At 34.3% G+C, this 14,966-nt stretch carries 18 protein-coding genes; all 18 read right to left on the bottom strand.

What is annotated here, in order from left to right:
• Positions 1-716: EscN/YscN/HrcN family type III secretion system ATPase (locus PHF25_02915; protein ID MDD4526971.1), on the bottom strand; the 716-nt coding region annotated here is incomplete at its 3' end.
• 43 nt (positions 717-759) lie between these two features.
• Positions 760-1,764, bottom strand: a complete 1,005-nt coding sequence (locus PHF25_02910; protein ID MDD4526970.1) for a FliH/SctL family protein — start codon at positions 1,762-1,764, stop codon at positions 760-762.
• Between the two features lies 1 nt (position 1,765).
• Positions 1,766-2,293, bottom strand: a complete 528-nt coding sequence (locus PHF25_02905) for a hypothetical protein (protein MDD4526969.1) — start codon at positions 2,291-2,293, stop codon at positions 1,766-1,768.
• Positions 2,283-3,809: a flagellar basal-body MS-ring/collar protein FliF gene (fliF, locus tag PHF25_02900; protein MDD4526968.1), complete on the bottom strand. Its 1,527-nt coding sequence runs from the start codon at positions 3,807-3,809 to the stop codon at positions 2,283-2,285. The genes PHF25_02905 and fliF overlap by 11 nt, the downstream gene beginning before the upstream one ends.
• A 9-nt stretch (positions 3,810-3,818) precedes the next feature.
• The gene (locus tag PHF25_02895; GenBank protein MDD4526967.1) at positions 3,819-4,154 is read right to left on the bottom strand and encodes a flagellar hook-basal body complex protein FliE; all 336 of its coding nucleotides are present in this window, start codon (positions 4,152-4,154) and stop codon (positions 3,819-3,821) included.
• A gap of 2 nt (positions 4,155-4,156) precedes the next feature.
• Positions 4,157-4,594 carry a flagellar basal body rod C-terminal domain-containing protein gene (locus tag PHF25_02890; protein MDD4526966.1) on the bottom strand — a complete coding sequence of 146 codons (438 nt, stop codon included), beginning with the start codon at positions 4,592-4,594 and terminating at the stop codon, positions 4,157-4,159.
• A 2-nt stretch (positions 4,595-4,596) separates the two neighbouring features.
• Complete coding sequence (locus PHF25_02885; protein MDD4526965.1) at positions 4,597-4,908, bottom strand: hypothetical protein; 312 nt, start codon at positions 4,906-4,908, stop codon at positions 4,597-4,599.
• 90 nt (positions 4,909-4,998) lie between these two features.
• Positions 4,999-5,778: a sigma-70 family RNA polymerase sigma factor gene (locus PHF25_02880; GenBank protein MDD4526964.1), complete on the bottom strand. Its 780-nt coding sequence runs from the start codon at positions 5,776-5,778 to the stop codon at positions 4,999-5,001.
• Between the two features lie 3 nt (positions 5,779-5,781).
• Positions 5,782-6,090 carry a hypothetical protein gene (locus PHF25_02875; GenBank protein MDD4526963.1) on the bottom strand — a complete coding sequence of 103 codons (309 nt, stop codon included), beginning with the start codon at positions 6,088-6,090 and terminating at the stop codon, positions 5,782-5,784.
• A complete protein-coding gene (locus PHF25_02870; GenBank protein MDD4526962.1) occupies positions 6,090-7,133 on the bottom strand; it encodes a flagellar basal body P-ring protein FlgI in 1,044 nt (347 codons plus the stop codon). Before PHF25_02870 ends, PHF25_02875 begins: the two co-directional genes overlap by 1 nt.
• A gap of 16 nt (positions 7,134-7,149) precedes the next feature.
• On the bottom strand, positions 7,150-7,740 hold the full coding sequence (locus PHF25_02865) for a flagellar basal body L-ring protein FlgH (GenBank protein MDD4526961.1): 591 nt from the start codon (positions 7,738-7,740) through the stop codon (positions 7,150-7,152).
• Positions 7,741-7,761: 21 nt separating this feature from the next.
• Positions 7,762-8,118, bottom strand: coding sequence for an aspartate 1-decarboxylase (locus PHF25_02860; protein MDD4526960.1), 357 nt, complete (start codon positions 8,116-8,118; stop codon positions 7,762-7,764).
• Complete coding sequence (flgA, locus tag PHF25_02855) at positions 8,118-8,711, bottom strand: flagellar basal body P-ring formation chaperone FlgA (GenBank protein ID MDD4526959.1); 594 nt, start codon at positions 8,709-8,711, stop codon at positions 8,118-8,120. Before flgA ends, PHF25_02860 begins: the two co-directional genes overlap by 1 nt.
• A gap of 43 nt (positions 8,712-8,754) precedes the next feature.
• Positions 8,755-9,543: a flagellar hook-basal body complex protein gene (locus PHF25_02850; GenBank protein ID MDD4526958.1), complete on the bottom strand. Its 789-nt coding sequence runs from the start codon at positions 9,541-9,543 to the stop codon at positions 8,755-8,757.
• Between the two features lie 145 nt (positions 9,544-9,688).
• Positions 9,689-10,186: a FumA C-terminus/TtdB family hydratase beta subunit gene (locus tag PHF25_02845; GenBank protein MDD4526957.1), complete on the bottom strand. Its 498-nt coding sequence runs from the start codon at positions 10,184-10,186 to the stop codon at positions 9,689-9,691.
• A gap of 1 nt (position 10,187) precedes the next feature.
• Entirely contained in the window at positions 10,188-11,018 is an 831-nt protein-coding gene (locus PHF25_02840; GenBank protein ID MDD4526956.1) for a fumarate hydratase, read from the bottom strand.
• Positions 11,019-11,020: 2 nt separating this feature from the next.
• Positions 11,021-12,235, bottom strand: coding sequence for an NADP-dependent isocitrate dehydrogenase (icd, locus tag PHF25_02835; protein ID MDD4526955.1), 1,215 nt, complete (start codon positions 12,233-12,235; stop codon positions 11,021-11,023).
• A complete protein-coding gene (locus PHF25_02830; GenBank protein MDD4526954.1) occupies positions 12,236-14,965 on the bottom strand; it encodes a UPF0182 family protein in 2,730 nt (909 codons plus the stop codon).
• Between the last annotated feature and the right edge of the window lies 1 nt (position 14,966).

Raw genomic sequence — 14,966 nt, 5'->3', positions numbered from 1 at the left:
AAAAGAACATTTTTCCCTTGATCACGAAAATACTCAGCAATCGCTGTTCCAACTAATGCTCCTTTTAATCTAATCAGTGGTGGCTTATCAGAAGTAGCAACTATTACAACGGAGCGCTTTAGTCCCTCTACGCCCAAAGACTCTTCCAAAAAGTCTCTAACTTCACGACCTCTTTCCCCAATCAGTGCAATAACAGAGACATCAGCAGTGGACTGTCTAGCCATTTGTCCCATAATTGTTGACTTACCAACCCCAGAACCTGCAAAAATACCAATACGTTGCCCCTTACCAAAAGTCAACAAACCATCAATAACCCTGATGCCTGTTTCCAATACCTCTTTTATCCTAGGACGTTTAACTGGATCTGGCGGATTCCTATCCAAAGGATACTCCGTCTCAAAAGATAATTCACCAAACCCATCAATGGGATCACCCAATCCATCAAGAACTCTTCCCAAAAGACCTTGGCCTACCTTTACCATCAAAGGTTTTCCCGTAGAATAAACCAAGCTACCAGGACCTATGCCTTCTATTGGTCCAAAAGGCATTAACAATACTCGGCTTTCTTTAAATCCAACGACTTCAGCTCTTAATTCGTTTTCTGCAGAAACCTGTATTAAACAAACATCGCCAACCCTGGCTCCCTGTAAATAAGCTTCAATAACCAAACCAACAACTTCGACAACTTTGCCTATGACCTTGTGCAAAGGCTCCATCTTTTCTATTTTTTTGATATATTGGGAAAACTTTACTGATTTATTATTCGTCATCGTCTGTAAGGAAGTCAAAAGAATTGATATCAAGATCGTCATCAAGAGACAAAAGGTCATCACCATTGCCAAAAAGGTCATTGTCAGAAGCTAATGTGTCGCTCTTCACAGCGAGAATATCAGGGACAATATTCTCGCTTTTCTTTTGAATGTCTGCCCCCTGTATGCTTTGGATTAAATCCTTAATACTCTGCATCTTCGATTCTATTCTAGAATCAATAACCCCAAAGTTAGCTTCGATAAGGCACCCACCCTGCGAAACATCAGAATCCCCCACTATAGTACATTCTTTTATTGACATAAACTCCGACAGTAACTTGGTCTTGTTATCCTCTAAATGCTGAACATTTTCAGGATTGACTTTTATTGTAAGACCATGACCACTAGTAACTGGTAATAACGCTTCTCTAACAACTTCAATCATAATGTTCTTGTCTATATCTATAGATCGTGACAAGAGTTTTTTTACAATTACATCTAGCAAACTAATTAAGTATGGTTCTGTATTAACTAATATTTCTTTTTTATATTCATCGAGCTCTTTAAACTTATCAATTAAGTCATACAAAGCTTCCTCGTATGCTTTCCTGGCTTTGTCATGATCTATCCTTCCCTCTGCATCACCTTTGACTATCCCATCATCATAACCCTTTTTTTTGCCATCAGAATATCCTTTATCAGAAGCTTCTTTTATTGCCTTTTCTTTAGCTGCAGCTATATCAGAAAATAATAATTTTTTTTCATTATCAAGCTCTGTAAGCTTCTGTTCTAACTCTTTTTCTTTGTTTTTAATTAAGATTTTCTCATTTTCTAATTGCAAAAGACAAGACTCGGATTCCTTCATTAATTCTTGCTTCAATAGTTTTATTTCCTCTTCAATCTTATCTTTTGGTATTGATAAATTAAGCTGAAATTTCTGAGAAGTTGACTTTAAAATTGAATTACAAGAAGTTTCTTTGCCATATCTTATTTGGTTTTTTTTTATTAAAGACATTTTATACCTTTATTTCTTGTTTTATATGTGCCTTAACTTTTTCAATAAATTCTTTTTTAACTTTGGCCTCCACGCCTTCTAATATTGCCGTCTTTTGAAAATCCTTAATTAAATTAACTCCACTTTCCATTAACAACTGCTTTAAAAGTTTTTGAGTTTCTTCATTAAAAAAGGTGATTAAAAAAACCTGAAAAATAGGTTTTTCTTGTTTTAAAACAAAAACTACTGATTCCAAGGGAGCTTTAGCTAAAAAAATATCTCCATCTAATTCTAAGATATTTTCTTCTTTTATCTCAGCTATAAACTCTTCTTCTTCCTCAATATCTAACAACTCTTCGTCTTTCAGAATGTTATCTAAAACAAAGGCATCTATGTCATCAGGCAAAGGAATTTGTCCTACAAAAGGCAACACTTCCTCTTGGACCTTTTCAAAAACATCGTTCGGCAACTTACGCAAAATACTATCAGAAAAAACTTCTCCTAGCATTGAGAAAACAATTATTGCTTTTTGTTTATTTTTAAACATCATCGTTCCTCATCCATTTAGTAATTTTCTTAATTACCATCTCTTCATTATTATTAACAAAAGACCTAAATTTTTCCAAAGAAAAATCAATATCCTCTTCTCTCGACTCCAACTCAACAATGGAATTATCATCTAACTCGTCACTATCGTTGACTTCCTCAGTTTCTTTATTTGATAAAGCATAAACAACAAAAATAACAACAGCTGAGGACAATGCCAAAAACCCAAAAATCAAAAAAATCCACGTATTATTCTTCTGCTTCTTCCCTCCGCTACCATAACTTCCCTCTAATCTATTGATAAACTCTTCCTTTCCCTTGTTAATATCTATATCTTTAGTTGCTTCAATATTAACGAAAGGCATTAGCTCAATAACAATGCTATCTCTTCCAGAAACATAATCAACTACAGATGCAACTAGCTGAAAAGTGCTTGCTTTTACTTCCTGATTAAAATTAAGAGAAACATTTGTGTTGTCTAAAATAATAGCAATGTTTATCTTACCTATTTCAAATGGGGAACTTTCTTTAGCTGATTCAGTTAAAATAACCGTTGTATATACCATAAAGCTACCTTCTGGATATAATTTTTTCAAAACATCCTTCACTTTTGATGTATAAGTTATTTCATAATTGTCTTTTAATTCTTTTTTAAATTTTAGCAACAATTCTAATGGAGATTCCTCATCAGAAGCAGAAACTCTTAGCATTTTAATGAAATCATCAAATTGTTTGGATATTATATTTTTCTTTAATTTGTCACTTAAAATTTCTCCTTTATTATCAATAACTGCTACATTTTCTGGTGTAAGGTTCTCAACTGAACTCGCAACCAAATGCATGATACCTTTAACTTGTTCATCAGTTACTATCGCCCCATCCCTAATATTTAAAATAACAGAAGTAGAACCTGCAACTTTTTCGCCAAATAATGTTTTCTCTGGCATAACAATTTGCACTCTTGCACTATTAATGTTTTCCATGGTGGAAATTATCCTTGATAGCTCACCACTGATTGCGCGAATATATTTAATCCTTCTATCATAATCAGTTGCACCAAGTCCCGCAGCTTCATCAAAAATCTCAAAACCTACAATGCCTCCCTCAGGCAAACCAAGTTCTGCCATTTTCAACTTAACCTGATCTGCATATTCCTTTGGAACTAAAACATTGAGAACACGACCATCCCTAACTGATTCAAAGGGAATATTTTCATAACTAAGAACTTTTCTGATCTGTGCAGCATCCATTGGCGTAATCGATTCAAATACTTTAACGAATTTGTAAGATTTATTAACGATCGACTTCTTGCCGTCTTCTTGCTTAATATTTTTAGTTGAACTATAACGAACGAAAAACCCAATACCTATTAAAATAAATAAAAGCACAACAAAGACAGCAATGCCAATTTGTACCCATCTATTATAAAGAAAACCTGTTTTTGAGGTTGTTACACCTTCATAGCTTCCATCTTCTTCAACGGAGGTTTCATCAATTTCTTTTTCATTAACATCTACCATAACTTACTATTATACAGCCATTTGCAGAATTTCTTTAGTAGTTTGAACTGCAGAATTGATAACTGTCATAGCAAGACTTATCGCGACGGTAGCTTTTTCCATCTGAATAATAACCTCTTCAAGTGGAACGTTGCCATTAACATACTCTTGAACCAAAGCATCTGCCTTGATTTCTTGTTCACTTATTCTATTTAAACCCTCAACTGCTTTTTCTAAAGCTAACTGAAATAAATTATCAGTTAAGACAATATCCTCATTCGTTTTGTTTTTTATTGTATAAATATTATAAAGTCCTTCAACTTTACCAACACCCATACCATTCACAATATTAACTTCACCAGCCATAATTACTTCCCTATATTCATTATTGTTTGAGCAACTTGCTTTGCTGAACTAAAAATAGCAGCATTAGCCTCATACATTCTTCTAGCAACAGCCATATCAGACATCTCTTGAGAAAGAGAGTATCCAGATACAGAAACAAATCCATCCGCATCTGCCATTGGGTTGCTAGGATCATAAATCTTCTGTACAGATTGTTGATCACTATTAACTTCCGAAACAAAAGGTTCATTAGTACCGGGCATTGTTCGCACTACTACTGACTTTCTTTTGTAAGCACTACCATCACTAGCTTTATAAGTGTTCATGTTAGCAATATTCTCTGCTATTGCCTGTAGTTTTTGTTGTTGTACTATCATCCCAGAACTACTAACTCCCATAACATTAAATACATCCGCATAAACAAAGACAGATAAGCATAAAATTAAAAAAAAATTACGCATAACTAGCCTCCTTTGCCAAGAGTTACGACTTTCTTCATTGTCTTCAATTTAGTGGAAAGCAAATTCGCATAGGAGGTAAGTTTTAAATTATTTTCTGCATATTTAGTCATTTCTTGATCCATTAATGCTTCTTTATTGCCTAGCTTAATTTTTGCCTTATCTAATGCAGAATCAAAGTCTAATTTCTGAAAATTACCAGACTCAATATTAGCAATATTTGTCGCTATTTGTTTCTGTCGTACAGAGGAAGCTTTAACAGCTTTTTCCAAGCTATCAAATGATTGTCCATATACAATACCATTTAAGTCAACCATCTTATCCCCCATTTTCCCCAAATTAACTGTTTATGTATTTACTTTGTTTTATGCCCCCCAAACAAATAAACCATATTTAGTATATTAGCGTTAAATCGACCATTTCCTACCCATCTTGTAAGAAAGATTTCTTTTTAATTTTTCTAATACTTTCATGTGAAGTCTACTGATTTTACTTTTGGACATTTGCATAATTTTAGCGATTTCCATTTGATTTTTATTTTCATAGTAATACAATTTCAAAAGTTGCTGTTCTTCTGATGCTAATTTCTGAATAGAATCATGCAGATTAATTCTTTCATTGGAGCGTTCAATTCTACCAATAATTTCGTCACCTACATCTTGCCGTTGAAGTGCTGTCGAAATATTCTCGATATTTTCTAATGACAATAAATAAATAATTGCGGAACTATTTAAAGCCTGATACAAAGAACTATCAGGATCACTGACTGCTTCGCCCGTTTCCTCATTGCTGTCTGCCATATCCTTAGCCAATTCCATAATTCTTTCTTTAATTTTTTCTTTGTCTACTTTCTTAGAATAACCAGGATTCTTAGTTTTCCATTCTTTTCTAATGTTATCTAGAATCTCTCCTCGAATTCTATACGTAGCATAAGTTCTAAACATCGCTCCTTTTTCATTATTAAAGTTCTTCCAGGCCTTCATCAGCCCTTCCCACCCATAACTAACTAAATCATCAAATTCCATTCCAGGTGGCAAGCTACCTCCAGAGAAAATCCCAGCAGCTATTGTTTTAATTAAATTAATAAATTCGTCTTTTTTATCGTCAGGTATAGCCTCTACTCTAGTCTCTGCCTCTGTAGCTCGATATACAGGATTAACCTCAACTATTTTTATTTCATCACTCATCAACTATTCTCCCAAACCTAAATCTATAGTTCCATTTTCTACCATTTGTTGCGCAACTTGTTGTCTAAAAATATCATCAACAAGCATTTTAGAAATATCATTAGAAAACATACCCCGAAAAAGATTTTCTTCATCATCTTCTTCAGTTTGAAAAATATCTCCTAAAGACACTTTATTCATAAAAACTTTATCAACAAACATTTTTGCAAATTCTTGTTTAATCTCTGCTTCTTGTTCAGCAGTAGGATTTTGGAACTTACTAACATCTATTATACTGGAATTCCCCACAAATGTTAAAGGGTTAACCGACATTAGATAACCTCTATTTCAGCAGTGATAGCTCCTGATGCCTTAATCGCCTGTAATATAGAGATCATTGTTGATGGTTTAGCACCTAAAGCATTAAGTGATTTAACTAAGTCAGATAAGGTGTCACCATTCTGCACAACCTTAAAATTTGTCTTTGCTTCTGAGACATTGATGTTCACTACATCGTAAATATCTCTATCTATTTTAATATTTATATCCCCATAATTTATTGCGACTGGTGCAATCCTCACCTTTTCTCCGATTACAATCGCTCCAGTTCTTTCACTGATTACTATTTTTGCTGAGATATCTGGCTCCACAGGTACGTCCATTAATTTTGCGATAAAATCAACCATATCTTTTTTATGTTCTGGCGTTAACCTAACCTTAACCGCAGCAGGGTCTGTTTTCTCACAATAAGCTAAACCAGATTCTTCTATCGCTAGACCTATCCTAGCTGCAGTAATAAAATCTGGTTTCTTTAAATTTAATACTAGATACTGCTCATTAGCTAATTTAATTGGCACTTCTTTTTCTACAATACCACCATCAGAAATAATTCCTCGATTAGATTCATTTTTTTGATATCTAACTTCACCAGATTCCGCGGAAATACCACCAACAACTATATTCCCTTGAGCCGTTATATACGTCTTCGAGTCTGCTCCAACTAAAGGCGTCAATAAAAGGGTGCCTCCTCTTAAAGAAACAGCATCTCCTATTGAAGAAACATTCACATCTATCTTCTGACCATTTCTAGCATAGGGAGGCAATTCAGCTGTAACCATAACTGAAGCCATATTTCTGCCTTGTATATCCCTTTCCTCCGAAGAAAGTCCCATTTTGTTTAATAAATTTTTCATAGATTTTTGTGTTAACATTATTTGTGGCGAATCACCTGTGTTTTTGAGTCCAACAATTAAGCCATAGCCCATTACTAAATTAGGCCTAGCATCCTCCAAATAAATCAATTCTTTCACCCTTGAAGTCATAGCAAATAAAAAAGAAAGAGATAAAAATAAAACTAATGTAACAACTTTTCTCATAATAATACCCCTCTCACTAAAATATCCAATCAAATAATTGAGCGAAAAATCCTTTTTCTTGATCTCGCGAAACATCTCCGTATCCCTTTAACTTAAGAACTACGTTGGAAATTTTGGATGAATCAATAGAATTATCAGCTTGAATATCACTCTGCCTGACAATCCCTTCTAAGGATATTTCTTCTTCCTCATTATTAACAATGATAGTCTTTGAACCTCTAATATAAAACTGGCTACCGTCAGTTTTATAAATTGTAGTGGCTAATGCACCCTTTAATTTACTTGAACGGCCCGTACTTCCACTGCCAGAAAATCTGTTTTCTGCCGAAAAACCAAAACCACCACGATCGTCAGCAGATTTTTGGGCATCTAAATAACTAGCGGCTTGAGACCAAGACAAATCAGCATTACCTTTAATGCCCGTATTTCTACGTAACTGCGTGTCTGCTTTCTGACTTGCCATCTGATATTCATCAATATTAATCAAAAGAATATCACCCACATTTTTTGCCATTATAGGACCATAAGGTGTTGAATTTGCTTCGTTCCATAAGGACCCAGCAAAAAGAAATGAGCCTAAAACCAAAAAGGATAATAACTTTTTCATTCCTCGACCCCCCTAGTTGAACTATTTGCTTATTTTAACTATTTCGTTTGCCTCACCTAGCAGAACCTTTAATGGAGCATATCCGTTTAATTCGCTCTCATCAATCATTCCGTAAGTCATAATAATGATCACATCCCCAGCTTCCGCACAACGAGCAGCAGCTCCATTCAGCGTAATCTCTCCTTGTTTTGTTCCTTTAATAGCATAAGTTACAAACCTTTGGCCATTATTAACATTAACAACATGAACCTGCTCATATTCAGATATATTAGCCTGTTTCAGTAACTCTTCATAGATGGTGATACTACCTTCATAGGCGATATTTTTATCCACTACCTTTGCCCTGTGAATTTTTGACTTTAAAATATTTACTAACATCAGTTAATTATTACCTCCACATTTTTACTACCTACAACCCTTGCATCTAGGATTCTACCAGTCTGCTTATTTAGAACCTTAATTGTACTACCTAAGCTTCCGTTTTTCAACGAAACACCTGGCATTGAAATGTGAACACTTCCACTGTTGGCATTTATCATACATTCATCTTGCATTTTGATAATATCCACTACTTTAACATCTCTGTTATAAAAAATGTTACCACTTTTTTTATAAAAAACACTTTCTTTACCAATAAGCTTATTAATGTCTAAAATTATCCCATTACTATAATCTTTAATTGGCTTCCATCCCATTAGCACGTCTTGACTGGTAATAACTTTACCTTTTTTAATTGGCTCATTAACAACTGGAACTAAAATCTTAATATCTAAATAAAATGGCACTTTTTTAGCCAGCAAAAAATTATCTCCTAACAAACCAAGTTCATTATAGCCTTGCACATATTTCTCGGGAAAAGCTAAATCACCTTTTGGAATTTCACCTATATTCACAGAAAAAGTAACCGACGAGCTAATATATGAAAAATAATTATCAATACGTAAAATTAGTTCGTCTTTACGTGCATCCACTGAAAACGCTAAGGTAGAAAATAATAAACCGAAAAATATTAACCTAAGATCTAGCAATTTCTGAAGCTGATTTAAGCATATTTTCGCCTGATTGAATGGCTTTAGAAATAACATCGAATGCTCTCTGCGTTATAAGCATCTCCATCATGGAGCCAATAATGTCAACATTACTAGATTCTATGGCAAACTGAGAGATTGTCCCTAAATTATCCTCACCTGCGTTCCCAACCATGGCCTCACCAGAAGCAACCGTCTGCTTATATAAATTATTTCCCGTACTTTCTAGTCCAGCCGGATTAACAAATTTTGCTAAAGTTATTTGACCAACAAATCTTTCCTGTGTCTCTTGGGTAAAAGTGATAAAAACATTTCCATCTGGTGCAACTCTCACTGTTTTAGTTCCCTCAGGAATAATAATTCCTGGCTGTAAAATATTACCATTTGGGTCTACTACCTGTCCCCTGCTATCTAAATTCAAGTTACCAGCTCTTCCATAACCAACTTCGTTATTAGCCAACTGGAATACGAAAAATCCATCACCATTAATTGCCAAATCAAATTCATTGTTAGTTACAGAAATAGTCCCTTGGCTAAAATCCTTAGGTGTTGCAACAATTTTTACACCAGAACCTAGCTCAATGTTTGTTGGTTTATTAAATTCATCCAAACGCTGTACTGCTCTATCTAATACCTGCGGGAAAATGTTTTCCATATCTGTTCTTGTTGACTTATAGCCTATTGTCTTGGAGTTAGAGATGTTATTGGTGATATTAATCATATCTTTTTCCAAGGCAGTCATACCTGTAGCACCAACGTAGAATTGTCTAATCATAAAATACCCCCTTGAAATAAATTTAGCAGCTCTTGAACCATTGAACCATTGAACCAATGAACTAATGAACTAATGAACTAATGAACTAATTAAATATTAGCCTCTTTTATATACTCAGACAATAGAAAACAGAAAAAGTTTCAGTTTATTTATAACTAACGATAACAGGAAACATTTCAACTTCTAATTGATAAATAGCTTCCGGCCCCAATTCCGGAAAGGCGACACATTTCATTCGTTTAATTTTATCAGCTAAATAGGCTCCTGCACCACCAATTGTAGAAAAATATATAGCATGATTGTCCTTAATTGACTGCTTAACTTCTGCAGAACGATTACCTTTGCCAATCATTACTTTCAATCCTTTTTCTAACAAAGCAGGCGTGTATCTGTCCATCCTTGAGCTTGTTGTAGGTCCAGCCGAGCCACAAACAACACCCTCCCTTGCTGGAGTTGGCCCCATGTAATAAATCGCTGCTCCACTAAGCGTAAACGGTAGAAGCTCTGCTTTATTGATTAGCTCGATAAGTTTACTGTGAGTGTTGTCTCTAGCGGAATAAATAGTACCAGACAAATAAGCCAATTCTCCCATTTTTAGGTTGTCTATATCCTCTTTGGTTAAGGGCAAGAATAGCTCTTTCATTTTATAACTTAACCACACAGTGTCTTGTACTATGACAACCAACATTCAAAGCTACTGGCATAGAAGCAATGTGACAAGGAGCTATCTCGATAAAAACATCCATCGCTGTTAATTTTCCACCAAATCCACCAACACCAATACCTAGCGAATTAACTTCTGCTAAAATCTTCTTTTCTAAAGACGCATATCTCTGTATTGAGTTGCGTTCTCCAATCTTCCTAAAAAGAGCTTTTTTAGCCAAAACCGCACTTTTCTCCATGTCACCGCCAATACCTATTCCTAATAAAAGTGGAGGGCAACAATTAGCACCTTTTTCTTTTATCCTTGCAACAACTTTCTCGATAATTCCTTGTTCTCCATCAGCTGGGTCTAGCATCCATAAAGCAGAAGCATTTTCGCTTCCTCCACCCTTAGCCATGACTTGTAATTCAAAAACATCACCATCAACCAGCTCCACATAAACGATTGCTGGGGTGTTGTCGCCAGTATTTATTCTCTCTAGCGGATCTTGAACAACCGACTTTCGCAAAAAACTGTCTTGATAACCTTTTTTTACAGCTAAATTAATTAACTCTTCCAAGTTTTTTTCTAATTTAACTTCAATCCCAATTTTTGCAAAAACAATTACTATTCCAGTATCCTGGCATAAAGCTATTTTTTTATTATCTGCTATCTTGGAATTTTCAATTAATATATTTAAAAAGTCTTTTTCTGTAGACTCAACTTTAGCTTTTTTAAAAAAATTTAAAATATTTAAATCAATTAAAAAATTAATCTCTGAAACTTTTTTAGAAACAACCTCGATTATTGTACCTGAATCAATAAATCTCATTTTTACATATTGTGACAGATAGCGTCAGAGAACTCAGAAGTAGACAATTCGGTAGCACCATCCATAAGTCTAGCAAGATCGTAGGTAACTTTCTTGGATGAAATAGTCTTCTCCATAGCATCTATTATTAACTTGCCAGCTTCTTGCCAACCGAGATGTTCTAACATCATTACTGCAGACAAAATCAAAGAGGAGGGATTAACTTTATCAAGATTTGCATATTTAGGAGCAGTCCCATGCGTAGCTTCAAACAAAGCAACTCCTGTCGAATAATTAATATTTGCACCTGGCGCAATTCCAATCCCACCAACACAGGCAGCTAAAGCATCTGAAATATAATCTCCATTAAGATTTAATGTCGCAATCACAGCATATTCCTCTGGTCTTAACAGTATCTGTTGCAGAAAAGCATCGGCAATAACGTCTTTAATAATCATTTCTTTACCATTATTAGGATTCTTCATTTTCATCCAAGGACCGCCATCGATTAACTCAGCGCCAAATTCTTCTTTAGCTACTTGATAACCCCAGTCTCTGAAAGCTCCTTCTGTAAACTTCATAATATTTCCTTTATGAACCAAAGTCACAGAGCTTCTGTCTTGTTCAATTGCATAGCTGATAGCAGCTCTAACAAGTCTGGAGGTCCCCTCTTTAGACACAGGCTTAATCCCAATACCAGATGATTCAGGAAATCTAATCTTAGTTACCTTCATTTCCTTTTGAAGAAAATCAATAATTTTCTTAACTTCTGGCGTTCCACTTGCCCATTCTATTCCAGCATAGATATCTTCGGTATTTTCTCTAAAAATAACCATATCAGTTAGCTCTGGCCTCTTTAAGGGAGAAGGTACTCCTTGAAAATATCTAACTGGTCTTAAACAAACATATAAATCTAAAACTTGTCTAAGTGTTACATTCAAGCTTCTTATCCCACCACCAACTGGCGTAGTAAGAGGTCCTTTAATAGCAACAATATATTCTGATATTTTATTAAGCGTATCTTCTGGAAGCCACTCGCCTGTTTTTTGTAAAGCCTTCTCTCCAGCAAATATTTCTAGCCATTCTATTTTTTTATCTATTTTTGCACAGGCAAAATCAACAACCTTCTTCATTGCTAAGGTTATGTCAGCACCGATGCCATCACCTTCGATATACGGAATAATAACTTCGTCTGGAACAAGGAGTTTTGAATCTTTTACTACTATCTTTTCAGCCATTTACTTGTTTTTCTCTAATTCCTCAATAGTATTTCCTAAGTTGTTAATATTATCTCCATAAGCTTTCCAGTCACCTTGCTTAATTGATTTTTCTGCTTTCTGATAATAACCCTTAGCTCTAGATATCAATTCGTTTATTGAAGCTTTTTGTGGTTTCTCGCCACCTATTTTAAGTCCCTTAACTGCTGTCGGTGTTTCCAGTTTTAAAACTGTTGCCAATGCCTCTTCAAAGGTAGCCTCCATTGATAAACTGTTTTTATAAGCCACTATAATCCTTTTTAACTCTGGAAACTTAGATTGGGTCGCTTGCAAATAAATAGGTTCCACATATAAAAAGGAAGTTCCTATTGGGATAACCAATAAATTACCTCGAATAACTCTAGTTCCTAGTTGTCCCCACAAAGTAAGTTGTTGAGAGATCTCAGTATCTTGGTCTATTCTAGACTCAATCTGCATTGGTCCATAAATAAGCTGTTCTTTAGGCAAATTATAAACTGTTAAGTTTCCATAATTCTCAGGGTCACAATTTGCGCTCATCCAACCAATCATGTTATTTTTCTTAGCTGGGGTAAATGGAAGCATTAGTCGAAAAGTAAGAGTATCATCCTCTGGCAGCTTCATGTTTATATAGTATGGCTCAACGGGCCTTGTATCGTTTTCATACGTTTCATTAGGTATTACCCATAGATCTTCTTGGTTATAAAAAACTTGTGGTTCTGTCATATGGTATGAAGCATACATTTTTGCTTGGACTGAAAACAAGTCACAAGGATAACGAAAATGAGCAATAAATTCTTTGCCTAATTCACTAACAGGCTTAAATAAATCTGGAAATATTTTACTATACGCCATAATTACTGGCTCTTTATCAACTATATAGAAATCGGTTTGACCAGTATAAGCATTTATAATAACTTTTACTGAGTTTCTTATGTAATTGTATTGACCATAAAATGGATTCGAATATGGATATTTATCAGAGATAGTATAAGCATCCAAGAACCAATATAATTGACCATTAACAACAACAGCATATGGGTCCTTATCATAAACTAGAAAAGGAGCTATTTTTCTAACCCTAGTCATAATATTTCTGTCAAAAATAACCTTACTCTCCGGCTTGATGTATTCAGAAATAAGAATCTTCAAATCATTAAATTTGATTGCAAAAACTAGCTTCTTCCAAAAACTATCTAATTTTATTCCTTTATCACTTTTATAATCAGTATATTGATTGCTCTCACCTGCTGGATAATCAAATTCTTTGGCTGTTGTGTTTGTTATAATATATTTATTGGTAGATTCTCCAAAATAAATTGAAAGATTTTTCATCTCTAAGTCTATATTAGACTTGTGGGGAATATCATAAACGTAAAATTCAGGTAATCCTTCTCTAGAAATCTTATTTACTGGCATCATTACCAACCCATAACCATGAGTATAGGTAAGTTTCTGATTTATCCAGTTTTGTGCTCTTACTGGCAATTTATCGGCATCAAGTTCTCTCGCTGAGAGCATCACCTGCTGATATTTTCCATTTATCCAATACCTATCAACATCTACGTCATTAAAGTCATAATAAAGCCTAATTTCTTGTAATTGAGATAAAGTTTTAAGCAACGGTCGAGTATCCCACAATCTAACATTATCTATAGTATCTACATTATTTTTAAGATCTTGAGCTGAAAGGTTCTCTGCTATATTTATATCTCTCTCATATATTTTATCTAAGCCATAAGCTTTCCTAGTGTAATCAATACTATATTGAATAAAAGGTCTTTCTTTTTCTATTTCATTTGGCTTTACTATAAACTGGCTCATTAACGAAGGATAGAAACCTCGCATAAACATATAAACTACAAAAAGGACAACAACTGCAACAACAGGCAGAACAACAGCCTGCCTAAAGATATTAACTAAAAATAAAACAGCTACAACTATTGCCAACAGAAGCGACAGCTTTAATCCAAGCAAGCTTGCATGAACATCAGTATAGCCAGCGCCATAGACAATGCCTGAAGGAGAAAAAAGCATATCATACATACTTAACTGATAACCCCAAGCAATTAATCCAAATAAACAAGCTAACAAAAAGCTTGTGTGAATTCTTACTCCAGAATGTACCTTTAAACTAAGACCTTTTAAGGAAAAAGCTTTATAGTGAGCATAAATAAGACCTACGGCTACCATAATTGAAACTAAAATGCTTAATAACCAATTTTTGATTATTAACAGAAGTGGATAAGAAAAAAAGTAAAACCCAACATCTTTATGAAAAATAGGATCAGCCGAACCAAAAGATTGTTGGCTTAAATATAACAATATTTTATCCCATTGAATAAACCAAAGAGAGCTAACCAACATACCAATCACTAATGAAATAATAATTGGCAACCAACCAACAATGCTTAGCTTACCTACTACAGAAAAAATATTAACTTGTGAGAAAATATCAAACTTCTTGTTTTCAGAAGTTACTACCTCTGGTGCCTTAAGCATTCTCTTTCGAATAATTAAAGCAAGCTTAATGTTAATAAAAATTACAACAGCTGCTATTAAGGATAAGGCCAAAAAGACAGACCATTTACAGACTAGCATTTTAATAAATACATTTTGATAACCTAAATCCAATTGCCACAAATATTCAGGATAAAGATTAATAAGCCCCTTAAGCATCGGAACACCTAAGAAAAATACAGCTAACGCAACATAAACATAAATAATAGTCATC

Source organism: Candidatus Margulisiibacteriota bacterium, from assembly GCA_028706105.1.
Lineage (GTDB): Bacteria > Margulisbacteria > Riflemargulisbacteria > GWF2-35-9 > DYQY01 > DYQY01.
The sequence above is the reverse complement of the archived record's forward strand: the minus strand, read 5'-3'. Positions and strand labels throughout refer to the sequence as shown.

Coding starts and splice junctions, on each gene's coding strand:
- PHF25_02885 (MDD4526965.1), bottom strand. CDS start 4,908: ATGGTTGACTTAAATGGTATTGTATATGGACAATCATTTGATAGCTTG.
- PHF25_02895 (MDD4526967.1), bottom strand. CDS start 4,154: ATGGCTGGTGAAGTTAATATTGTGAATGGTATGGGTGTTGGTAAAGTT.
- PHF25_02840 (MDD4526956.1), bottom strand. CDS start 11,018: ATGAGATTTATTGATTCAGGTACAATAATCGAGGTTGTTTCTAAAAAA.
- PHF25_02910 (MDD4526970.1), bottom strand. CDS start 1,764: ATGTCTTTAATAAAAAAAAACCAAATAAGATATGGCAAAGAAACTTCT.
- PHF25_02865 (MDD4526961.1), bottom strand. CDS start 7,740: ATGAAAAAGTTATTATCCTTTTTGGTTTTAGGCTCATTTCTTTTTGCT.
- PHF25_02845 (MDD4526957.1), bottom strand. CDS start 10,186: ATGAAAGAGCTATTCTTGCCCTTAACCAAAGAGGATATAGACAACCTA.
- PHF25_02875 (MDD4526963.1), bottom strand. CDS start 6,090: ATGTCGGTTAACCCTTTAACATTTGTGGGGAATTCCAGTATAATAGAT.
- PHF25_02870 (MDD4526962.1), bottom strand. CDS start 7,133: ATGAGAAAAGTTGTTACATTAGTTTTATTTTTATCTCTTTCTTTTTTA.
- PHF25_02890 (MDD4526966.1), bottom strand. CDS start 4,594: ATGCGTAATTTTTTTTTAATTTTATGCTTATCTGTCTTTGTTTATGCG.
- PHF25_02905 (MDD4526969.1), bottom strand. CDS start 2,293: ATGATGTTTAAAAATAAACAAAAAGCAATAATTGTTTTCTCAATGCTA.
- PHF25_02850 (MDD4526958.1), bottom strand. CDS start 9,543: ATGATTAGACAATTCTACGTTGGTGCTACAGGTATGACTGCCTTGGAA.
- icd (MDD4526955.1), bottom strand. CDS start 12,235: ATGGCTGAAAAGATAGTAGTAAAAGATTCAAAACTCCTTGTTCCAGAC.
- PHF25_02830 (MDD4526954.1), bottom strand. CDS start 14,965: ATGACTATTATTTATGTTTATGTTGCGTTAGCTGTATTTTTCTTAGGT.
- PHF25_02860 (MDD4526960.1), bottom strand. CDS start 8,118: ATGTTAGTAAATATTTTAAAGTCAAAAATTCACAGGGCAAAGGTAGTG.
- fliF (MDD4526968.1), bottom strand. CDS start 3,809: ATGGTAGATGTTAATGAAAAAGAAATTGATGAAACCTCCGTTGAAGAA.
- PHF25_02880 (MDD4526964.1), bottom strand. CDS start 5,778: ATGAGTGATGAAATAAAAATAGTTGAGGTTAATCCTGTATATCGAGCT.